The organism is Pseudomonas sp. CFBP 8758, from assembly GCF_014841725.1.
Classification (GTDB): Bacteria; Pseudomonadota; Gammaproteobacteria; order Pseudomonadales; family Pseudomonadaceae; genus Aquipseudomonas; species Aquipseudomonas baltica.
The window spans coordinates 278,609-298,886 of sequence record NZ_JACYUK010000004.1; the positions used below are offsets into that span (position 1 = coordinate 278,609).

Annotated in this window: 19 protein-coding genes; 3 read left to right on the forward strand and 16 right to left on the reverse strand. The window is 61.3% G+C overall.

The features are described from left to right. Positions 1-2 precede the first annotated feature (2 nt). Complete coding sequence (locus tag IFT75_RS10690; RefSeq protein WP_192054750.1) at positions 3-1,349, forward strand: sigma-54-dependent transcriptional regulator; 1,347 nt, start codon at positions 3-5, stop codon at positions 1,347-1,349. A 209-nt stretch (positions 1,350-1,558) separates the two neighbouring features. On the opposite strand, the gene thiO is transcribed toward IFT75_RS10690, so the two are convergent. From thiO to IFT75_RS10725, 7 genes are read right to left on the reverse strand one after another with little or no spacing between them, the layout of a single operon-like run. After that, positions 1,559-2,659 carry a glycine oxidase ThiO gene (gene thiO, locus IFT75_RS10695; RefSeq protein ID WP_192054752.1) on the reverse strand — a complete coding sequence of 367 codons (1,101 nt, stop codon included), beginning with the start codon at positions 2,657-2,659 and terminating at the stop codon, positions 1,559-1,561. A gap of 20 nt (positions 2,660-2,679) precedes the next feature. Beyond that, the gene (locus IFT75_RS10700) at positions 2,680-3,075 is read right to left on the reverse strand and encodes a type IV pilin protein (protein ID WP_192054754.1); all 396 of its coding nucleotides are present in this window, start codon (positions 3,073-3,075) and stop codon (positions 2,680-2,682) included. Positions 3,076-3,083: 8 nt separating this feature from the next. Further along, on the reverse strand, positions 3,084-6,197 hold the full coding sequence (locus IFT75_RS10705; protein ID WP_446731067.1) for a pilus assembly protein: 3,114 nt from the start codon (positions 6,195-6,197) through the stop codon (positions 3,084-3,086). After that, entirely contained in the window at positions 6,181-6,684 is a 504-nt protein-coding gene (locus tag IFT75_RS10710; protein WP_446730995.1) for a pilus assembly PilX family protein, read from the reverse strand. Before IFT75_RS10710 ends, IFT75_RS10705 begins: the two co-directional genes overlap by 17 nt. 16 nt (positions 6,685-6,700) lie before the next feature. Further along, the gene (locus IFT75_RS10715; protein ID WP_185795213.1) at positions 6,701-7,435 is read right to left on the reverse strand and encodes a PilW family protein; all 735 of its coding nucleotides are present in this window, start codon (positions 7,433-7,435) and stop codon (positions 6,701-6,703) included. Next, complete coding sequence (pilV, locus tag IFT75_RS10720) at positions 7,432-7,908, reverse strand: type IV pilus modification protein PilV (protein WP_192054759.1); 477 nt, start codon at positions 7,906-7,908, stop codon at positions 7,432-7,434. The genes IFT75_RS10715 and pilV overlap by 4 nt, the downstream gene beginning before the upstream one ends. Continuing rightward, positions 7,905-8,378 carry a GspH/FimT family pseudopilin gene (locus IFT75_RS10725; protein ID WP_185795211.1) on the reverse strand — a complete coding sequence of 158 codons (474 nt, stop codon included), beginning with the start codon at positions 8,376-8,378 and terminating at the stop codon, positions 7,905-7,907. The genes pilV and IFT75_RS10725 overlap by 4 nt, the downstream gene beginning before the upstream one ends. A 123-nt stretch (positions 8,379-8,501) precedes the next feature. On the opposite strand from IFT75_RS10725, the gene IFT75_RS10730 reads away from it, so the two are divergent. Next, positions 8,502-9,026 carry a GspH/FimT family protein gene (locus IFT75_RS10730; RefSeq protein WP_185795210.1) on the forward strand — a complete coding sequence of 175 codons (525 nt, stop codon included), beginning with the start codon at positions 8,502-8,504 and terminating at the stop codon, positions 9,024-9,026. Here the strand turns inward: IFT75_RS10730 and ispH are convergent. From ispH to murJ, 6 genes are all read right to left on the reverse strand, one after another. Then, positions 9,023-9,970 carry a 4-hydroxy-3-methylbut-2-enyl diphosphate reductase gene (ispH, locus tag IFT75_RS10735; protein ID WP_185795209.1) on the reverse strand — a complete coding sequence of 316 codons (948 nt, stop codon included), beginning with the start codon at positions 9,968-9,970 and terminating at the stop codon, positions 9,023-9,025. The two genes, IFT75_RS10730 and ispH, sit on opposite strands and share 4 nt — an antisense overlap. Before the next feature lie 16 nt (positions 9,971-9,986). Then, the gene (gene fkpB, locus IFT75_RS10740; RefSeq protein ID WP_122475325.1) at positions 9,987-10,424 is read right to left on the reverse strand and encodes an FKBP-type peptidyl-prolyl cis-trans isomerase; all 438 of its coding nucleotides are present in this window, start codon (positions 10,422-10,424) and stop codon (positions 9,987-9,989) included. After that, on the reverse strand, positions 10,417-10,938 hold the full coding sequence (gene lspA / locus IFT75_RS10745) for a signal peptidase II (RefSeq protein ID WP_122475327.1): 522 nt from the start codon (positions 10,936-10,938) through the stop codon (positions 10,417-10,419). The genes fkpB and lspA overlap by 8 nt, the downstream gene beginning before the upstream one ends. Next, a complete protein-coding gene (ileS, locus tag IFT75_RS10750; protein WP_192054761.1) occupies positions 10,931-13,762 on the reverse strand; it encodes an isoleucine--tRNA ligase in 2,832 nt (943 codons plus the stop codon). Before ileS ends, lspA begins: the two co-directional genes overlap by 8 nt. A gap of 15 nt (positions 13,763-13,777) precedes the next feature. Then, positions 13,778-14,713 (reverse strand): bifunctional riboflavin kinase/FAD synthetase, encoded by a 936-nt coding sequence (gene ribF, locus IFT75_RS10755; RefSeq protein ID WP_122475330.1) that lies wholly within the window; start codon positions 14,711-14,713, stop codon positions 13,778-13,780. A gap of 130 nt (positions 14,714-14,843) precedes the next feature. Further along, positions 14,844-16,382, reverse strand: coding sequence for a murein biosynthesis integral membrane protein MurJ (murJ, locus tag IFT75_RS10760; RefSeq protein WP_192054763.1), 1,539 nt, complete (start codon positions 16,380-16,382; stop codon positions 14,844-14,846). Between the two features lie 253 nt (positions 16,383-16,635). On the opposite strand from murJ, the gene rpsT reads away from it, so the two are divergent. After that, positions 16,636-16,914 carry a 30S ribosomal protein S20 gene (gene rpsT / locus IFT75_RS10765; RefSeq protein ID WP_043192805.1) on the forward strand — a complete coding sequence of 93 codons (279 nt, stop codon included), beginning with the start codon at positions 16,636-16,638 and terminating at the stop codon, positions 16,912-16,914. Between the two features lie 272 nt (positions 16,915-17,186). On the opposite strand, the gene IFT75_RS10770 is transcribed toward rpsT, so the two are convergent. From IFT75_RS10770 to cgtA, 3 genes are all read right to left on the reverse strand, one after another. Further along, positions 17,187-17,645, reverse strand: coding sequence for a CreA family protein (locus IFT75_RS10770; protein ID WP_122475332.1), 459 nt, complete (start codon positions 17,643-17,645; stop codon positions 17,187-17,189). Positions 17,646-17,664: 19 nt separating this feature from the next. After that, positions 17,665-18,783 carry a glutamate 5-kinase gene (gene proB / locus IFT75_RS10775; RefSeq protein ID WP_122475717.1) on the reverse strand — a complete coding sequence of 373 codons (1,119 nt, stop codon included), beginning with the start codon at positions 18,781-18,783 and terminating at the stop codon, positions 17,665-17,667. Positions 18,784-18,976: 193 nt separating this feature from the next. Next, the gene (gene cgtA, locus IFT75_RS10780) at positions 18,977-20,197 is read right to left on the reverse strand and encodes an Obg family GTPase CgtA (RefSeq protein ID WP_043192803.1); all 1,221 of its coding nucleotides are present in this window, start codon (positions 20,195-20,197) and stop codon (positions 18,977-18,979) included. Positions 20,198-20,278 lie beyond the last annotated feature (81 nt).

Sequence of the window (20,278 nt, forward strand, 5' to 3'; positions counted from 1 at the left end):
CTATGAGCGCCAGGCAAAAAATTCTGATCGTGGATGACGAGCCGGACATCCGCGAACTGTTGGAGATCACCCTCGGCCGCATGAAACTGGAAACCCGCAGCGTACGCGACGTCAACGAGGCCCGCGAATGGCTGGGGCGCGAATCGTTCGACCTGTGCCTGACCGACATGCGCCTGCCCGACGGCACGGGTCTTGAGCTGGTGCAGTTCATCCAGCAGCGCTACCCGCACCTGCCGGTGGCGATGATCACCGCGTTCGGCAGCCTGGACACCGCCATCAATGCGCTCAAGGCCGGTGCCTTCGATTTCCTCACCAAGCCGGTCGACCTGCCGCGCCTGCGCGAGCTGGTCGGCACCGCGCTGCGCATGCCGGCGCCCGCCCCGGTCGGCAAGGAACCGAGCATCGACCAACGCCTGCTCGGCGATTCGCCACCCATGCTAGGGCTGCGCAAGCAGATTGGCCGGCTGGCGCGCAGTCAGGCGCCGGTCTACATCAGCGGTGAGTCGGGCAGCGGCAAGGAGCTGGTCGCCCGGCTGATTCACGAACAGGGACCGCGGGCGGATCGACCGTTCATTCCGGTCAACTGTGGGGCCATCCCCGCCGAGCTGATGGAGAGCGAATTCTTCGGCCATCGCAAGGGCAGTTTCACCGGTGCCACCGAAGACAAGCCGGGGCTGTTTCAGGCGGCCAATGGCGGCACGCTGTTTCTCGACGAAGTGGCCGACCTGCCGTTGACCATGCAGGTGAAGCTGCTGCGCGCCATCCAGGAAAAGGCCGTGCGCGCCGTGGGTGGGCAGACCGAAAACGTGGTCGATGTGCGCATTCTCAGCGCGACCCACAAGGACCTCGCAGCCGAGGTGGCGGCGCAGCGTTTTCGCCAGGACCTCTACTACCGACTCAACGTGATCGAGCTTCGCGTGCCCTGCCTGCGCGAGCGCCGTGAAGACATTCCGCTGCTGGCTGCCAGCGTGCTGGCACGCCTGGCGCAGGGCAGTGGCCTGCCGCCCGCGCAGTTGACCCCAGCGGCACTGGAAACCCTCAAGGGCTACCGCTTTCCCGGCAACGTGCGCGAACTGGAAAACATGCTCGAACGGGCCTACACCCTGTGCGAAGACGATCGCATCGAGGCGAGCGACCTGCGCCTGAGCGAAACGGCAGTCAGCGTGGAGTCCGGCGAACCCAGCCTGGCCCAGGTCGACAACCTGGAAGACTACCTGGAAAGCGTCGAGCGCAAGCTCATCCTGCAAGCGCTGGAAGAAACCCGCTGGAACCGCACGGCAGCAGCGCAGCGGCTGAACATGTCGTTCCGCTCGATGCGCTACCGCCTGAAAAAACTGGGCCTGGATTGATTCCCTGCCACCGCGTCAAACCCGGACGCGGCTTGCGCCGCTGCTACAGGGTTTGTGTGGTGCGCCTAATGAACGCGGTGGGGCCGGACGGGGCTTGCGCCGCTGCTACAGGACAACGGGATCCCCGTAGCAGCGGCGCAAGCCGCGTCGGCGGTGTATTCAGTGTGCCTGAATGAACGCGGTGCGGCCGGACGCGGCTCGCGCCGTTGCTACAAGGGGATTCGGTTTTGCGGCGCGTAGGGGGCTGGATCGATCACGGCTTCGCGACCCAGCAGCAGGTCGGCCAGCAGACGACACGAAGCCGGCGCCAGCACCAGCCCGTTGCGGTAATGACCGCAGTTCAACCACAAACCCGGATGCCGCGGCAGCGCACCAATGAACGGTACCCCCTCCGGCGACCCCGGACGCAACCCAGCCCACTGTTGCACCGGCGTGGCCTCGGCCAGGGCCGGCAGCAGATCGACCGCCGAGGCCTGCAAGCTGTTCAGCGCCTCTACCGTTGGCGTCTTGTCGAAGCCCGCATGCTCCAGCGTGCTGCCGATCAATACATGCCCATCGCGGCGGGGAATGGCATAGCGCCCCTTGGCCAGTACCATGCTCGGCAAAAAATCGGCTGCGCATTTGAACAGGATCATCTGCCCCTTCACCGGCTCCACCGGCAAGTCGATGCCCAGGGTCTGCAACAACTCACCGCTCCAGGCACCCGCGGTCAGCACCACCTCGTCGGCCAGCACCTCCCCCTGCGCCGAACGCACGCCGACCACCCGCTGGCCATCGAGCAAAAAACCCTGCACTTCACACTGCTCGCGCACCGTCACGTTGGGCAGCGCCGACAAGGCCGCTTTCAAAGCCTTGATCAAGCGTGGATTGCGCACATTGGCGACATCGGCCATATGGATCGCGCGCCCGAACCCGGGCCCCAGCACCGGCACGGCCTCGTAGGTAGCTGAAATATCCACTGCCGCCAGCGGCCGACCATTGGCCCGTGCCCAGGCAAGCGCCTCGGCTTCATCGTCCAGGTCCAGCCAGTACAAACCGGTGGTGTACACCTGCGGATCGATGCCCGTATCGACGGCCAGGCGCTGCCCCAGGCGCGGATAGAAATCCTGCGACCAATGCGCCAACGCCGTAACCGCCGGCCTGTAGCGCCAGGGATACAGCGGTGAAACGATGCCACCGCCGGCCCAGGAAGACTCCTGGCCGACCGCGCTGCGGTCGATCAGGGTAATGCGACCCACATGGGCAGCAAGATTGTAGGCCGTCAGCAGGCCCATTACGCCGCCGCCGACAACCAACACATGGTCAGACATGAAACGATTCCAAAGAAGGCTCAGCGGCCCCAGCAGGTGGCTGAGGTGTTGCCGGCAGCCATGCCGGTGTTGGTCCGCGCGCCGGTTTGATTGATGACGAAACTGCCGCACTTGTCACCGACCATCATGCTGCCGGGCTTCGGCGCGGCCGTCAGGCTGAACGTTGTGGCGTCCTTTGCCGTCACGATGTTGTACCAGGCATTGCCCGCCACGTCGGGCACGTTGGCGTAGCTGCCGGTCCGTGTGAACCCCCTCTCGAAATTCTGCGCACCTTCGGCCAGCACCTGGCCGATCTCCACCCGGTGCGTGCGCTTCACGTACTCGGTGTAGCTGGGGTAGGCGATGGCAGCAAGGATGCCGACGATGGCGACCACGATCATCAATTCGATAAGGGTGAAGCCTTTTTGCCTGCGCATACGGACACTCATTGTCGTTGTTGCCACATGATACGGCGGTTCGGGGAAACCACCTGTTGTTTAGGAGACCCGCCGCCACTGCCTGTCGTAGAGTCACCCGTGCTAGGCAGTTGGATAGCAATCATGTCATTCCCATTGGAATCGACATAAGAGATCATTGATGCGGTATTGATCAAACCTCCCGATACGATCATTCCCGCAGTTGCCTCAGTACCGTTCAGGATGTTGAAATTCGTGATCATCTTGCCATTTTCGGCGTTCACTTCCATCAGCTTACTTGACCCAGCGCTCGAACATGGGTCCGAAACGTCAAGAATAGCGGTAGTGAAAAAAATGTTACCGTCGATCAACAAGGGTGGATAAAGCACCCGCTCCCCTGTCGATGTGGTGCCGTAGGTCAGCGGCATGTACCAACCCTTGCGGGTGTTGTAGTCCACCTCATTCTGGCTGGTGTAGACCTTGGTGCCGGTGATATTGGTGATGGTCTGGCGTTGCAGTAACGACTCGGTGTAGTTCGCGGTCGAGCCATTGGCGTCGACGATGGCGTAGAAAGCCTGCGTCGTAGTTGTAGTTTTGTCCGCCACCTCGTTGAGCTTGCCTGTACCAAAGAAGATGATCTGCCGGCCCTGAGTGTAATTGCCTATGGTTGGCTGTGCGGTGATAGCTTGGGTCGCGCCACCCGAAGCCGTGAACAGTGGCGTATTAGCGAACCCGACCACGCCGTTCGTGGTACTGGTGAAATCAAATTTCCACATGCGCCCTTTCAGATCGCCACCATAGGCGTACTGAATAACGCCTTGGCTGTTGATGTCCAGCGCTACCGAGGACAGACCGTTGTCGGTTTCGCCTGTTGTAACGATCGGGGTCTGGATCTCTTTGATCAACGCGCCGGTAGCCAGATTGATCACAAACAGCGACGCGCGCCCCGTCGTACTGCCGTAACCGTTCGAGATGAATGCTGCCCAGGTACCGTCTTTCAATCGGGCCACTTCCGGCTTGCCATAGGCATAGCCCATGTTGCTGTAGCCCGTGGTGTTACTGTTGATTTCCCAAAGGGCACGGGTGGTATTGCTACCACCGGCTTCAAACAGCTGCAACGCATAATAAGCCCTGCCGCCAGCCCCTACGCCGCCCAAAGCCAGCGTTTTCCAGCCGTTGTTAATTTGAGCGTCTGCGACAGTCAACTGACCGTCATTCAAGAACTTATGGCCAACGCCATTGATATAGTTGGGGTTGGCTACTGCGTTCAAATTGGCCAACGTAGTAGATGGCAGATAGGCATAACGCCTTGTGCCATCGGTATTCAAAACGTTGGTCATCCCATCATTGCTGTTGACAACCAGAGCGGGGTTCATGCTCGCAGCCTTGGTCCCAAGGTACGTGGTATAGCTGAAATCGCCTGTCGTGTCGGTAGTGGTAATGGCAGTGGGCGAGGCATACACCAAGGGTGAGTTGATGATGTCGCCCAGCAATACCGAGCGCGTCTTCAGCCCGGTCTTGTTGGTGCCTTTCGTCCACTCGATCAGGTCATTGGCGGTAACTGGATTGAGGAGAGTGTTGAGACTCGATGCACCGACGGCCAGGGTAGCGATCTGGGCAGGAGAGAAATTCAGCAATGATAGTGCGATGGGCTGGCTGGTGAGTATGTTCCACGACTGAAAAATCGTAGTCCCGGCCGACTTAACCTTGTCATCCGTGCTCCATACCGCCGTTGCGCCTGGATTGCCTGAACTGTCCAGGTTATAGGCGCGTACCGTACCGCGCCAGTCGGTCGGGTCGTAGAATGTTTGATAGTACTGCGAAGACGCTGTGAGATTGACCGAGTTGACCGAACCGCCCCCGCCTGAACCAGCCTTGGAAGCAATATCGTTAAGCGCAGCGGTCAAGGCAGCGCTCAAGCCTGCAGCATCAGTGGCTTGATAGTATTTGCCCTGGCCATAACCGGTCTTTTCAGCCGCATCTTTCAGCATCTGATTGTCGGCAGCGAAGCCTACTGTGTAAGTGGACATGTTCTGCTTGGGAAAATCCGCAGCATCCCAGCTCTTGCCGGCGGTATCTGTCCCGCCGGACCGCATGTCAATATCATTGGCAAACTTGGCGATGTCATCCAGGTACAACGTGTCACCCTCACCGTCACCAGTCAGATTATCGCCATCATTGCTGCTGTCACCGTCCCAGTTTGGCAGCCTTGATCCCCCGAGTGGGTCATTGGTGGGGAAAGTGCGGTCATAAGTAGGCAGGCCGTCAGTGATCACTACCCCGTAGTTCTTTTGGCAGCGGTACTGGATAGGGCTGGTGTAGGTATTGGGCGTGCTGTTGTAGTAAGGCGTCATCCCCCTGAAATAACGCGTCACCTCGTAGTAGGCTTCCGCCAACGGTGTGTTGGCGATGGCGCCTAGGTCGCCGATGGCATTGATCAATGCGTTGTAGTTGCTGTTAGCTTGGGCTGTGGTGGTAGAACTGTTGGCGCTCAAGTCGGCAATCGCGCGGGGAATATTGCCACCCGGGCCTGGGTTGCCGGGAGCCGGCGGGTTAAAGGTGGCCAGACCGATACGCAGGTTGCGATTGGCGTTGACCAGCGCGGTCGCCGCGTCTCGTGCAACGTTGATCCGATAGTCTCCGGGCACCGTTGTGTCGGCAATGTAGTCACGGCTGGTGCTGCCGCTCGGCAGCCGGTCAATCAGGTAAGAGATGTACCGTGATGAATAGCGGGTGCTGCCGTTGCCCACCGGATCCGGGAGGCGCAGGCAATACACCGTGTTGGTACCTCGCGTGAATCCCGAATAACCGAATGAGCATCCACCCCGGTTGAAACTGCTGTAGAACAGATTTTCACTGTCCATGTCGATGTTTGTGACACTGAATCGGTCGCAGAACGTGGCGTAGTAGCAGTTATAGATCGTTGGACGACTGGTAGCCTGATTGAAGTCGGCTGTGCGGATCAGGTTATTCATACTACCGGAGTCATCCACCAGCAACATCACATTGGGCGTGACCGACCCCGAGCTGAGCAACGGAGAGTCCGCTGGTGCGAAGGCATACAGCGGAGCACTGACGTACAATCCAGCAAGTATCCCGGAACAGAACTTGATCACGCCGCGCATTCTACTGCTGCTTGGCATAGACACTCTCCAGCACCGTTCGCGAAGTACCCTGGATGCCTACCCCGGTAATGCGATACAGCTCATAGAATTTTTTGGTGGTGTTGATTGGCGAACCACTTGCAAGAATCGACGGGTTGTTGGTGGTACCCACTTTCTGAATGGCGTAATAGCCAGACCCGGACTGCACCCAAACCACACCATTGGCGGCAATATAGTTGCTGGTGCCAATGGTATTGGCGTTGGTCGGCGGGGCACAGGTAACTGCGGTATTGCAGAAAGTCAGGGTGTAGGCTTCTGGCTTCACTGTATTTTCGCCAATGCGCAGCATGGCTTCGGCTATCTGGAACGAGCCGTTGCGCAGGGTCACGCTGCCTGCCATCTTTTCCTGCAATGTCGCGTTCTGCATCGACGACACGCCGATCAAAGTCAGCAAGAGCAGAAAGACCAGGCACACTACCAACGTCATCCCACGTTGCGTGCTCGTTGCGCTGTAATGGGTGTGCATACTCATTGAGTCCTCATCACAGCAGCCGATTGCGTAAGGCAATCACGGTGTTGAAAGTCCGGGTTTGCGCGCGGGTATTGGGTGCAGCCGCCTGGTCGGCGAGCTGCAAACTGATGCGCACACTGCGGATCAAGTCGAAGTTGGTAGGCGTGGCAACGTAGCTGCTGGCATTGATGTTAGCCGCGGATGAGGCCACGCCGAAAGTCACGTCAAAAGCCAGCACGTTGCTGATCAACGGGCTTTGGCTGTTGGCTAAACTACCCGCCAACACTTGATTGTTGGCAAAGGTATAGACGACCCGACGTATCGGAATGACCTGCTGACCAGCCAGTGCGGCAGGCATGGCTGCCGGTAAGTAGGCTGTTGAAAAACTGCGGCAGTCAGTAAGAATGTTCCAGTCGGCATTGGCGCCGTTATTGCCCACGTCGGCAGTGATCAACGTGAGAATCACGCTGTTGTTAGTGCCGCGGGTAATAGTGATCGGCGAGGCGTACGCGGCGGTGAAGTCTTTGGTAAGCGTGCTGTCGAGCGGATTGGCTTGGCAGCCAAAAAACCCTGTCATGCGAATTTCCTGGGCCATCTTGCTCATCAGAAAGCGTCCATCTTCCTGAATGCCCGCCGCAGCGTTCTGGCTCTGGTAAGTATTCTTCGCCGTGAGAAATATCTGGGTGACGCCCAACACGATGACCAGGCCCAGGGTCATGGCGACCATCAGCTCGATCAGGCCAATGCCTCGGGATGAGCGTCTCATTTGATCCCCTTGTCGATGGCCACGCGACTGGTCAGCGTGAAACTCTGCAGGCCATCGCCGACGCTCTGCACATTGGAAACGTTGGCGGCGTTGGTCGCACGCGCGTCACTCCACTGCAGAGTGATAGTAACGACGCGGTTGTTCACGGCGATGCTGCTGCCCGCACTGACTCCGCCGATGGCCTTGGCATTGGCGGCGAAATCGGCAAGATCCTGGGCCCGGACGTCGCTTGCGTTGCCCGCGGGTGCCGCATCGAGGTTGGCCAGCACGTAGTTGGCGTCGGGGTTGGCACGAATGCGGTCCATCATGTCATAGGCAATGAAACTGGCCTGGCTGGTGAGCGCCGAGCTGTCGGTGAACTTCAGGGCGTTGAGCTGCAACGCTGCTGCCCCGAGCAGGCCGATCCCCATGATCAGCAGCGAAACCAGGACCTCGATCAGGCTGACCCCTGCTTGCCCCCTGCGCATGCTCATGGACAGGTGCCCCCCAGTATCACGCGCCCGTTGAGGCACACACCGATGGCCTTGGTGTAGGTACCCTGCGTGTAGGAAAACGCGACTGCCGTGACGGGATTGGCCAGTGCGCCCAAATTGTTGTACTCGATGTTGGCAATGTTGTTGGGTTTCACTACAGCTGACGCAGACATGTCTGCAATCACGCGTAACACCGGGTTGGTCACGACGCCAGCATTGACGACTTGAATATCGAGGCGGCTGGTCCAGTCGTTCGCGACCGAGGGCGTGACACGTATGCTCGCTCCCCGGTTTATCGCCTCGAGGCGCGCATAGTTGAGGGCGCGGTACAAATCTGTCGACTCGGTGTCAGCCTTGGTGTTGTTGATCAGGCCGACAAACGACGGGATTCCTATGGTCACCAGTATGGCCAGCACTGCGATGGTCACCATCAGCTCGACCAGCGTAAACCCCTTGTAACCATGCCGCATTGGACGCCTCCCCCAAGAGCATCGACTATAAACCAGCGCTCGCGCGGTTCGGTGCGCGCACAGGATATACGGTTGTTCTAGAGGGATCAGCGCCTATTGCAGGGAAACCCAGGGAGGGTTGGCATGTACAGTAAAGGAGTTACGTTAGTGGAGCTGGTGGTGGTGCTGGCGGTGGTCGCGATACTGGCTGCGATTGCCATGCCAGCCCTGCATGAGTTTCTGCAGGAGCAGCGGCGAAAAGTGGTGGCGCAGGAACTTGCTTTCACATTGCGCATGGCCCGGTCGGAAGCGATCCTGCGGCAGACGCCTGTGGTGGTAAGGGGGTTCCACCGGGGCTGGGGTTGGGGCTGGGTCACACTGCTGGATATTCGAGGTCTGAGCACCGCCAGAGGTACGCACCTCAATACCCATATCCTCGATGGCAAGGTGCCTGTCATCGGCAATAAATGGGTACGCCACGAGGTGCGCTTCGATAGTTTCGGCGCACCTGCCGGCGTCAAAGGGGAGTCAAATGCCGGGTCTCTGTTTTTTTGCGATCCGAAGCGCGCACGGTTACGTTGGCGCGTCGTGATCGACTGGGTCGGCAGGGTCCGAATCACTGATCTTCCAGATCCGCAGTCTGCCGACTGGTGCGGCAAACCGCGCTAACCGATCGTCTTCACCCGCAATTCCTTGGGCATCGAGAACGTGATGTTCTCCGGCCGACCGATCAGCTCGTCGGCACCGGTCGCACCCCAGGCGTGCAGTTGCTCGATGACACCGCGCACCAGCACCTCGGGCGCCGAGGCGCCAGCGGTAATGCCGATACGCTGCACGCCGTCGAACCAGCCCTGCTGCATGTCCTGCGCGCCGTCGATCAGGTACGCCGGGGTGGCCATGCGCTCGGCCAGCTCGCGCAGCCGGTTGGAGTTGGAGCTGTTCGGGCTGCCCACTACCAGTACCACGTCGCACTCGTCGGCCAGGATCTTGACGGCGTCCTGGCGGTTTTGCGTGGCGTAGCAGATGTCGTCCTTGCGCGGCCCGCCAATGGCCGGGAAGCGCGCGCGCAACGCGTCGATGACCCGGCTGGTGTCATCCATCGACAAGGTCGTCTGGGTCACGAAGGCAAGGTTTTCAGGGTTGATCACATTCAGGTTGGCAACATCTTTCTCGTCTTCGACAAGGTAGATGGCGCCACCGTTGCTGGCATCGTACTGCCCCATGGTGCCTTCGACTTCCGGATGCCCGGCGTGGCCGATGAGAATGCACTCGCGGCCGTCGCGGCTGTAGCGAGCCACTTCGATGTGCACCTTGGTGACCAGCGGGCACGTTGCATCGAACACCTTCAGGCCGCGCCCGGCCGCTTCCTGGCGCACGGCCTGGGAAACGCCGTGGGCACTGAAGATGACGATGACGTCGTCAGGCACCTGGTCGAGTTCGTCGACGAAGATAGCGCCGCGATTGCGCAGGTCTTCGACCACGAACTTGTTGTGCACCACTTCGTGGCGGACATAGATCGGTGCGCCGAAGACTTCCAGGGCGCGGTTGACGATCTCGATCGCTCGGTCCACACCCGCGCAGAAGCCACGGGGATTGGCGAGTTTGATTTGCATGCTTGCCTCGGTGCCCTTAAAGGGCGGTGACCGAAAGAATTTCCACCTCGAAGGTCAGGGTCTTGCCTGCCAACGGGTGGTTGAAGTCTACCGTCACTTCGTTGTCGTCGAATGCTTTCACCACGCCCGGAAGCTCGGTGTTGGCCGCGTCGTTGAAGATCACCAGCAACCCTTCGGACAGCTCCATGTTCGCGAACTGCGAGGCCGGCATGACTTGCACGTTCTGCGGATTGGGCTGGCCGAAAGCGTTTTCCGGCAGCACCTTCACGGTCCGTCGGTCGCCGGCCTTGAAGCCGAACAAGGCGGCTTCGAAACCCGGCAACAGGTTGCCATCGCCGACCTTGAAGGTCGCTGGCGACTTGTCGAACGTACTGTCGACGGTGTCGCCGTTTTCCAGGTGCAGGGCGAAGTGCAAGGTCACTTCAGTGTTTTCCCTGATGCGCTGCTCAGTCATTCACCGCTTCTCCGGTTTTCTTGCTCTTGAACATATCCAACGCCAGCATGATCGCACCGACGGTGATGGCGCTGTCGGCCAGGTTGAACGCCGGGAACCGCCAGCGATCCTGCCAATGCACCAGAATGAAGTCGACCACATGGCCGAGCACGACACGGTCGAACAGGTTGCCGACCGCGCCGCCCAGCACCAGGGCCAGCGCTATCGCCAGCCAGGTGTCGCTGCGCCCCAGGCGCTTGAGCCAGACCACCAGCACCACGCTGACCACCACGGCGATCAGGGTGAACAGCCAGCGCTGCCAGCCGCCACTGTCGGCCAGGAAGCTGAAGGCGGCGCCGGTGTTGTAGGCCAGGGTCCAGCTGAGCAGGTCGGGAATGACCACGATCTGCTCGTACATCTGCAGGGTGCCGTCGAAATAGAACTTGGTGGCCTGGTCCAGCACCATCACCAACACGCTGAGCCACAGCCACTTCAAGTGGCCGTAGCGACCGAAGGACGCCGACGAATCAGGCATAGTGGCGCACCTCGCCGTCACCGCTGATGTTGTCGACGCAGCGCCCGCAGATTTCCGGATGCTCGGGGTCCATGCCCACGTCGTCACGGAAGTGCCAGCAACGCGCGCACTTCACGCCACTCGACTTGACCACCTTGAGCTTCAGTCCGGCGACCTCGGTGACCACCGCATCGGCCGGAGCCTGGGCGAATGGTGCCAAGGTGGCACCCGAGGTGATCAGCACGAAGCGCAGCTCGTTGCCCAGCTTGGCCAGGTCGGTGTTCAGGGCGTCTTCGCTGTACAGGGTCACTTCGGCCTGCAGGTTGCCGCCGATGGCCTTGGCGGCGCGCAGGTTTTCCATTTCCTTGTTGACTGCGGTCTTCACCGCCATCACGCGTTCCCAGTAGGCGCGATCCAGCTCGAAGCCCTCGGGCAACTCGCTCAGGCCCTGGTACCAGGTGTTGAGCATCACCGACTCGTTGCGCTCGCCCGGCAGGTACTGCCACAGCTCGTCGGCGGTGAACGCCAGGATCGGCGCGATCCAACGCACCAGCGCCTCGCTGATGTGGTACAGCGCGGTCTGGCAGGAACGCCGGGCAACGCTGTTGGCGCCGGTGGTGTACTGGCGATCCTTGATGATGTCCAGATAGAAGCCGCCCAGCTCCTGCACGCAGAAGTTGTGCACCTTGGAGTAGACGTTCCAGAAGCGGTATTCGCCGTAGTGCTCTTCCAGCTCGCGTTGCAGCAGCAGCGCACGGTCGACGGCCCAGCGGTCCAGGGCGATCATCTGATCGGCCGGCAGCAGGTCGGTGGCCGGGTTGAAGCCGCTGAGGTTGGAGAGCAGGAAGCGCGCCGTGTTGCGGATGCGACGGTAGGCGTCGGCACTGCGTTGCAGGATGGTGTCCGACACGGCCATTTCGCCCGAATAGTCGGTGGCCGAAACCCACAGCCGCATGATGTCGGCACCCAGGGTGTCGTTGACCTTCTGCGGGGCGATGACGTTGCCCAGCGACTTGGACATCTTGCGGCCGTTCTCGTCCACGGTGAAACCGTGGGTCAGCAGCTCGCGATACGGCGCATGGTTGTCGATGGCGCAGCCGGTCAGCAGCGAAGAGTGGAACCAGCCGCGGTGCTGGTCCGAACCTTCCAGGTACAGGTCGGCACGCGGGCCGCTTTCGTGGCCCATCGGGTGCGAGCCGCGCAGCACGTGCCAGTGGGTGGTGCCCGAGTCGAACCAGACGTCCAGCGTGTCGCTGATCTTGTCGTAGTTGGCGGCGTCATCGCCCAGCAGCTCGGCGGCGTCCATCTTGAACCAGGCTTCGATGCCTTCGACTTCGACGCGCTTGGCCACCTCTTCCATCAGCTCGACGGTGCGTGGGTGCAGCTCACCGGTGGCCTTGTCGAGGAAGAACGGAATCGGCACGCCCCAGTTGCGCTGGCGCGAGATGCACCAGTCGGGACGGTTGGCGATCATCGAGTGCAGGCGTGCCTGGCCCCAGGCCGGAACGAATTTGGTTTCCTCGATGGCTTTCACCGCGCGCTCGCGCAGGGTGTCGCCTTCGACAGGTGGCTTGTCCATGCCGACGAACCACTGCGCGGTAGCGCGGTAGATCAGCGGGGTCTTGTGACGCCAGCAGTGCATGTAGCTGTGACTGACCACTTCGGTGTGCATCAACGCACCGACTTCGGTCAGCTTGTCGACGATGTTCGGGTTGGCCTTGAAGATGAACTGCCCACCGAAGAACTGCAGCGATTCGACATACACGCCATTGCTCTGCACCGGGCCGATGATGTCGTCGTTGGTCAGGCCGTACTGCTTGCAGATGTTGAAGTCGTCCACGCCATAGGCAGGCGAGCAGTGAACCACACCGGTGCCTGCGCCCAGTTCGACGTAGTCGGCCAGGTACACCGGCGACAGGCGGTCATAGAACGGATGTCGGAAGTTGATCAGCTCGAGCTTGGCACCCACGGTAGTGGCGAGCACCGTACCTTGCAGGCTGTAGCGCGCCAGGCAGCTCTCGACCAGTTCTTCGGCGAGCACCAGCAGGCGATCACCGACGTCGACCAGGGCGTAGGTGAATGCTGGATGGACGTTGAGCGCCTGGTTGGCCGGGATGGTCCACGGGGTGGTGGTCCAGATCACGATGCTGGCCGGCTTCTCCAGGCCGGGCAGGCCGAAGGCGTCGGCCAGGGCCTGCTGGTCGGCGATCGGGAAAGCGACGTCGATGGTCGGCGACTTCTTGTCGGCGTACTCGACCTCGGCCTCGGCCAGGGCCGAGCCGCAATCGAAGCACCAGTTCACCGGCTTGAGGCCCTTGAACACGAAGCCGTTGCGGACCATTTCGGCCAGGGCACGGATCTCGCCGGCCTCGTTGGGGAAGCTCATGGTCTTGTACGGGTTGGCCCAGTCGCCCAGCACGCCCAAACGGATGAACTCGGCCTTCTGCCCTTCGATCTGCTCGCTGGCATAGGCGCGGCACAGTTCGCGGGTCTTGTCGCCGCCCAGGTTCTTGCCGTGGGTGACTTCGACCTTGTGCTCGATCGGCAGGCCATGACAGTCCCAGCCCGGCACGTACGGCGCATCGAAGCCGGCCAGGGTCTTGGAACGGGTGATCATGTCCTTGAGGATCTTGTTGACCGCGTGACCGATGTGGATATTGCCGTTGGCATAGGGCGGGCCGTCGTGCAGGACGAACTTGGGACGGTCCTTGCCAATCTCGCGAAGCTTCTGGTACAGGCCAATGCTGTCCCAGCGCTGCAGAGTTTGCGGCTCGCGCTGGGGCAGGCCGGCCTTCATTGGGAAGGCGGTGTCCGGAAGGTTTAGCGTGGCTTTGTAGTCGGTCATTTCAGGCTCTTCAATTTAAGCGGTTGGCTTGGCCCAGTGGGCACGCGCGGCGGCGACATCCGCATCGATCGCCGACTTCAGCGCCTCAAGCGAGGCGAAACGCTGCTCATCACGCAGCTTGTGGTGGAACGCCACCGTTAAATGCCGGCCATAGAGGTCACCGGCAAAGTCCAGCAAATGCACTTCCAGGTGGGCACTGCCATCACCTGCAACGGTTGGCCGCACGCCTATGTTGGCGACTCCTGGCCAGGTCTTGCCGTCGATGTCGACACTGACCAGGTATACCCCGGTGAGCGGCGCGCGACGGCGCTTGAGTTGCACATTGGCAGTGGGCCAGCCCAGTTGGCGGGCCAGCTTCTGCCCATGCAGGACCCTTCCTTCGATGCAGAAGGGCCGGCCGAGCAACTGCCCGGCACGTTCGAAGTCGGCCGCAGCCAGAGCCTTGCGGACCTGGGTGCTGCTGACGCGGACGCCGTCCATTTCGACGGTCTGCGCCGACTCGACGGTAAAGCCCTGGAGGCTGCCGGCCTGGGTCAGGAAATCGAAGTCCCCTGCCCGGTCGCAGCCGAAGCGGAAGTCGTCACCAACCTCCAGATGTTTCACGCCCAGGCCGTCGATCAGGATGGTGTCGACGAACTCCGACGCACTGAGCTGGCTCAGGCGCTTGTTGAAGGCCAGGCACAGCACCAGATCGACCTGTTCCGCAGCCAGCAGCTGCACTTTGTCGCGCAGCCGGGCCAGACGTGCCGGCGCGGTCTGCGGGCTGAAGTATTCGCGCGGCTGGGGCTCGAAGATGACCACACAACTGGGCACGCCCAACTCGCGGGCACGCTCGCGCAGCCGGGCCAGAATAGCCTGGTGGCCACGATGGACACCGTCGAAATTGCCAATGGTGGCGGCGCAGCCCCGATGCTGGGGCCGCAGATTGTGAAGGCCTCGAACCAGCTGCATAACGCGCTTCTTGCTCATAAAGTGGTCGATTATAACCATACCCACGCGTCGACGACAGGCAACAGCGTGCATGGATGTTCGCTAACGCATAAAACCGCTCGCGGCCAAGGGCAGCCAGTGCGCTCGAGGATCACGCCAGCCCGCGGCGAGCGAAGTCCTTGAGGCGGAAGCCCATGGCCAACAACATTCCGAAATACACTAGCACGCCTGTCAACACCAACAGCCCCAGGCGCAGGAAGCGCTCGAGCATCTGCCCGTCGGCCCAGGCCGGCATGTACTGCAGCAGCACCAGCAAGGCAGCGGCCATGGCCAGCACGGCCACGCCCAATTTGCACAGAAAGGCGGTCCAGCCCGGCTGCGGCTGGAACAGGTCCTGCTGACGCAGCTTCCAGTACAGCAACCCGGCGTTCAGGCAGGCGCCCAGGCTGATGGCCAGCGCCAGGCCTGCGTGCTGCAGATGGCTGATGAACATCAGGTTGAAAACCTGTGTCGCCACCAAGGTGAAGATGGCGATCTTCACCGGCGTGCGAATGTTCTGCTGGGCGTAGAACCCGGGCGCCAGCACCTTGATCAGAATGATCCCCAGCAGGCCGATGGAATAGGCGATCAGCGCGCGCTGGGTCATGGCCGCATCCAGCGCGGTGAACTTGCCGTACTGGAACAACGCCACGGTCAAGGGCTCGGCGAGCAACGCCAGGGCCACCGCGCACGGCAGGACCAGCACGAAACACAGGCGCAGCCCCCAGTCGAGGATGCGCGAGTATTCATGACGATCCCTGTTGGCGTAGGTCTTGGCCAGGGTCGGCAGGAGGATCGTGCCCAAGGCTACGCCCAATACCCCCGACGGCAGCTCCATCAGGCGGTCGGCGTAGTACATCCAGGACACCGAGCCGGCCACCAGGAACGAGGCGAACACGGTATTGATGATCAGCGAAATCTGGCTCACCGATACACCGAGGATTGCCGGCAGCATCTGCTTCATCACCCGCAGGGCACCGGTATCGCGCAGGCTCAGGCGTGGCAGCACCAGCAGGCCGAGCTTTTTCAGATGCGGCAGTTGATAGAGCAATTGCGCCAACCCACCCGCCAGCACGGCCCAGCCGAGCGCCATGACCGGCGGATCGAAATAGGGCGTGAGGAACAGGGCAAACAGGATCATCGACACGTTCAGCAGCGTGGGCGTGAAAGCCGGTACCGAGAAGCGGTTGTAGGTGTTGAGGATGGCACCGACGAAGGACGACAGCGATATCAGCAATATATAAGGAAAGGTCACCCGCAACAGATCGCTGGTGAGCGCGAATTTCTCCGGGGTATCGGCAAAACCCGGAGCGGTTGCCCAGATCACCCACGGCGCAGCGAGTATCCCGGCCACCGTCACCAGCGCCAGTGCGAGGGTCAGCAGGCCGGCGACGTAGGCAATGAAGGTACGCGTGGCCTCCTCGCCCTGCTGGCTCTTGTACTCGGCGAGAATGGGCACGAACGCCTGGGAAAAGGCGCCTTCGGCGAAGATCCGGCGCAGCAGGTTGGGCAGCTTGAAAGCGATGAAGAAGGCATCGGTGGCCATGCCGGCGCCGAAAATGCGCGCAATGATGGTGTCGCGGACGAAGCCCAACACCCGCGAAACCATGGTGATGGAGCTGACCGCGGCCAGGGATTTAAGTAGGTTCATCGAAAGTTTTTCATGCCCGTTGACGAAGAGCAGGCCCATATCCGGCCCAGGTGTGCGATACTCCGCGCCGCATCAGCAGGCAGAGCCAGAACTTCGCGAGTGTACAGGTCGCGGGCCAGAAGTGAATCACTTCGACACCCGACCAACCACTTAGCGGATCGTCTCACGTACCCTTGACAACCAACTCGTTGATGGGCATGATTCGCGGCCTTATTTGTTTGCTATTTCAAAAAGTCTTTCGAGGAGCTCGACGGTGGCCAACTCACCTTCCGCCAAAAAACGTGCAAAACAGGCTGAGAAGCGTCGCAGCCACAACGCCAGCCTGCGTTCCATGGTTCGCACCTACATCAAGAATGTAGTCAAAGCCATCGACGCAAAAGACGCAGAAAAAGCACAAGCTGCTTACGTTCTGGCCGTGCCAGTTATCGACCGTATGGCCGATAAAGGCATCATCCACAAGAACAAGGCTGCTCGCCACAAGGGCCGTCTGAACGGCCACATCAAAGCACTGAACCAGGCTGCTGCTGCCTGATCAGCTGTACGATGTAGAAAAAGCCGACCCCAGGGTCGGCTTTTTTGTGCCTGTGTGAATGTGCCGGTATCGAGGCGCCCTCTTCGCGGCCGATGACCGCTCCTACGGTGAGCTATGCATGTCTTCCGTAGGAGCGGTCCGTGGCCGCGAAGGGTGCGACGCGGCTTACCTGACACACCGCAGTGCCCTTTTCGCGGCCGATGACCGCTCCTACGGTGGGCCATGCATGTCTTCCGTAGGAGCGGTCATCGGCCGCGAAGGGTGCAACGCGGTTATTCGGTCCAGGGGCGGATGGGGATGGCGGTCACGGCGTTTTGCGGGCTGCCTTCGATCATGCGGTCGCTGTAGACCAGATACACCAGGGCGTTGCGCTTCTTGTCGTGAAAACGGACCACCTGCATGGTCTTGAACACCAGCGAGGTGCGCTCCTTGAACACTTCCTCGCCCTCCTTCAAGTTGCCCGGCAGCTGGATCGGCCCGACCTGGCGGCAGGCGATGGACGCTTCCGCACGGTCTTCCGCCAGGCCCAGGCCACCCTTCACTCCGCCCGTCTTGGCGCGCGACAGATAACAGGTCACCCCTGGCACCTTGGGATCATCGAACGCCTCGACGACGATGCGATCGTTGGGACCAACAACCTTGAACACCGTGGACACCTGGCCGATTTCCTCGGCACTCGCCAGCATCGGCAGGCACAACATGGCAGCCGCGAGGGCTTTGAGCACTTTCATGGAAACGTTCCTGTAGGGATCAAACGAGGATCAGGTTGTCGCGGTGCACCAGCTCGGGCTCGGCCATATAGCCCAGCAAGCGCTCGATAACGTCCGACGACTGACCAATGATTTTCTGGGCTTCCAGCGCACTGTAGTTGGCCAGGCCACGTGCGATCTCGCGACCATCGGGCGCCACGCACACCACCATTTCACCCCGCCGAAAACTTCCCTGGACCACTTTCACACCTACCGGCAGCAGGCTCTTGTGGCCACCGGTCAAGGCTTGCACGGCCCCTTCGTCGAGCACCAGGGTGCCGCGGGTCTGCAAGTGTCCGGCCAGCCATTGCTTGCGCGCGGCGAGCATTTCACGCTCGGGCGACAGCAGCGTACCCAGGCGCTCGCCGGCCTTGAGCCGATCGAGCACGCGCTCGATACGGCCACCGACGATCACCGTATGCGCCCCGGAGCGAGCCGCCAGGCGTGCGGCGCGCAGCTTGGTCTGCATGCCGCCACGCCCCAGCGCGCCGCCGGTACCGCCGGCAACCGCATCCAGCGATGGGTCGTCGGCACGCGCTTCGAAGATCAATTGTGCATCGGGGTTGGTGCGCGGATCGGCATCGAACATGCCATCGCGATCGGTGAGGATCACCAGCAGGTCCGCCTCCACCAGGTTGGCCACCAGGGCCGCCAGGGTGTCGTTGTCGCCGAAGCGGATTTCGTCGGTGACCACGGTATCGTTTTCATTGATGACCGGCACCACGCCCAGCTCGACCAGGGTCCGCAGGGTACTGCGCGCATTGAGGTAGCGCTTGCGATCGGAGAGGTCGTCGTGGGTCAGCAGGATCTGCGCGGTGTGCCGGCCATGCTCGGCAAAGCTAGACTCCCAGGCCTGCACCAGCCCCATCTGGCCGATGGCGGCGGCAGCCTGCAGCTCGTGCATGCCACTGGGGCGCTTGACCCATCCAAGACGACTCATGCCGGCCGCTACAGCCCCCGAAGAGACCAGCACCAGCTCGACCCCGGCATTGTGCAAAGCAACCATCTGCTCGACCCAGACACTCATCGCCGCGCGATCCAGACCCTTGCCGTCCGCGGTCAGCAGCGCACTGCCGATCTTCACGACCCAACGCTGCGCACCCGTCACCTTGCTCCGCATCATCTGCCAACCTTTGCCCGGTAGAAAAACAAAAACGCCGCTCATGGTGAGCGGCGCTTAGTTTAACACTGGAGATCACTGTGGGAGCGGTCATCGGCTGCGAAGAAGACACCGTGGAGTGCCAGGCACACCGCGGTGCGCCCTTCGCGGCCGCGGGCCGCTCCTACAGGAGCGGGACCTGCACCCATACGCACTAGTCGCGGACGTAGATGATTTCCGGGCCGTCTTCGGCGTCTTCTTCTTCCCAATCGTCGTCATCGCCGATGTCGTGGACGCTCTTCACGCCGCTACGGCGCAGTGCGCGCTGATCATCCAGGGCCTGCAGCTGCGCGCGAGCCTCGTCTTCGATGCGCTGGTCGAGCTCGGCCAGCTCATCGGCATAGGCCGGGTCACGGGCCAGGCGATCGGCACGGTCTTCAAGGTAGCGCATGATGTCGCGGCTCAGGCGCTCGGTACCTTCCTTGGCGATGGCCGAGATCACGTAGACCGGACCTTCCCACTCCAGGCGGTCGACGATTTCCTTGACCCGCTCTTCGTGCTCTTCTTCCAGAATCTGGTCGCACTTGTTGAGCACCAGCCAGCGCTCGCGCTCGGCCAGCGACGGACTGAACTTGACCAGTTCGTTGACGATCACTTCGGCGGCATCGGCAGCACTGGTTTCATCCAGCGGCGCCATGTCGACCAGGTGCAACAGCACGCGCGTACGCGCCAGGTGCTTGAGGAAGCGGATACCCAGGCCGGCACCGTGCGAAGCGCCCTCGATCAGACCGGGAATGTCGGCTACCACGAAGCTCTTCCAGCGATCGACACTGACCACACCCAGGTTCGGCACCAATGTGGTGAACGGGTAGTCCGCCACCTTGGGCTTGGCCGCGGAGACCGAGCGGATGAAGGTGCTCTTGCCAGCATTGGGCAGGCCCAGCAAGCCAACATCGGCCAGCACTTTCATTTCCAGCTTGAGGTCACGCTGCTCACCCGGCTTGCCCGGACTGGTCTGGCGCGGCGCGCGGTTGGTACTGGACTTGAAGCGGGTGTTGCCCAGACCGTGCCAGCCGCCGTGTGCGACGAGCAGGCGCTGACCGGCCTTGACCAGGTCACCGATCACTTCCTGGGTGGAAGCATCGATCACCGTGGTACCTACCGGTACGCGCAGCTCCATGTCTTCACCTTTCTTGCCGGTGCAATCGGTGCTGCCACCGTTGGCGCCGCGCTCGGCATCGAAGTGGCGGGTATAGCGATAGTCGACCAAAGTGTTGAGGTTTTCGTCGGCGATCATGTAGATCGAGCCGCCATCGCCACCGTCGCCGCCGTTGGGGCCGCCATTCTCAATGAATTTTTCACGGCGAAAGCTCATGCAGCCGTTGCCACCGTCACCCGCTTTCACGCGGATGGATACTTCATCTACAAACTTCATGAAAAATACGCCTCTCGCCGCAGGGACGAGCTAATGAAACTGAAACGTAAGGCTCTTGCGAAAATGAGCGCGGCAAACCCG

Bases quoted from the DNA above. Each gene is read 5' to 3' on its own strand.
- IFT75_RS10770 (WP_122475332.1), bottom strand. From the start codon at position 17,645: ATGAAAGTGCTCAAAGCCCTCGCGGCTGCCATGTTGTGCCTGCCGATG.
- IFT75_RS10730 (WP_185795210.1), top strand. From the start codon at position 8,502: ATGTACAGTAAAGGAGTTACGTTAGTGGAGCTGGTGGTGGTGCTGGCG.
- lspA (WP_122475327.1), bottom strand. From the start codon at position 10,938: ATGCCTGATTCGTCGGCGTCCTTCGGTCGCTACGGCCACTTGAAGTGG.
- ribF (WP_122475330.1), bottom strand. From the start codon at position 14,713: ATGCAGCTGGTTCGAGGCCTTCACAATCTGCGGCCCCAGCATCGGGGC.
- IFT75_RS10700 (WP_192054754.1), bottom strand. From the start codon at position 3,075: ATGCGCAGGCAAAAAGGCTTCACCCTTATCGAATTGATGATCGTGGTC.
- proB (WP_122475717.1), bottom strand. From the start codon at position 18,783: ATGCGGAGCAAGGTGACGGGTGCGCAGCGTTGGGTCGTGAAGATCGGC.
- IFT75_RS10710 (WP_446730995.1), bottom strand. From the start codon at position 6,684: ATGCACACCCATTACAGCGCAACGAGCACGCAACGTGGGATGACGTTG.
- cgtA (WP_043192803.1), bottom strand. From the start codon at position 20,197: ATGAAGTTTGTAGATGAAGTATCCATCCGCGTGAAAGCGGGTGACGGT.
- thiO (WP_192054752.1), bottom strand. From the start codon at position 2,659: ATGTCTGACCATGTGTTGGTTGTCGGCGGCGGCGTAATGGGCCTGCTG.
- ileS (WP_192054761.1), bottom strand. From the start codon at position 13,762: ATGACCGACTACAAAGCCACGCTAAACCTTCCGGACACCGCCTTCCCA.
- fkpB (WP_122475325.1), bottom strand. From the start codon at position 10,424: ATGACTGAGCAGCGCATCAGGGAAAACACTGAAGTGACCTTGCACTTC.
- IFT75_RS10715 (WP_185795213.1), bottom strand. From the start codon at position 7,435: ATGAGACGCTCATCCCGAGGCATTGGCCTGATCGAGCTGATGGTCGCC.
- IFT75_RS10690 (WP_192054750.1), top strand. From the start codon at position 3: ATGAGCGCCAGGCAAAAAATTCTGATCGTGGATGACGAGCCGGACATC.
- IFT75_RS10705 (WP_446731067.1), bottom strand. From the start codon at position 6,197: ATGCCAAGCAGCAGTAGAATGCGCGGCGTGATCAAGTTCTGTTCCGGG.
- ispH (WP_185795209.1), bottom strand. From the start codon at position 9,970: ATGCAAATCAAACTCGCCAATCCCCGTGGCTTCTGCGCGGGTGTGGAC.
- pilV (WP_192054759.1), bottom strand. From the start codon at position 7,908: ATGAGCATGCGCAGGGGGCAAGCAGGGGTCAGCCTGATCGAGGTCCTG.
- IFT75_RS10725 (WP_185795211.1), bottom strand. From the start codon at position 8,378: ATGCGGCATGGTTACAAGGGGTTTACGCTGGTCGAGCTGATGGTGACC.
- murJ (WP_192054763.1), bottom strand. From the start codon at position 16,382: ATGAACCTACTTAAATCCCTGGCCGCGGTCAGCTCCATCACCATGGTT.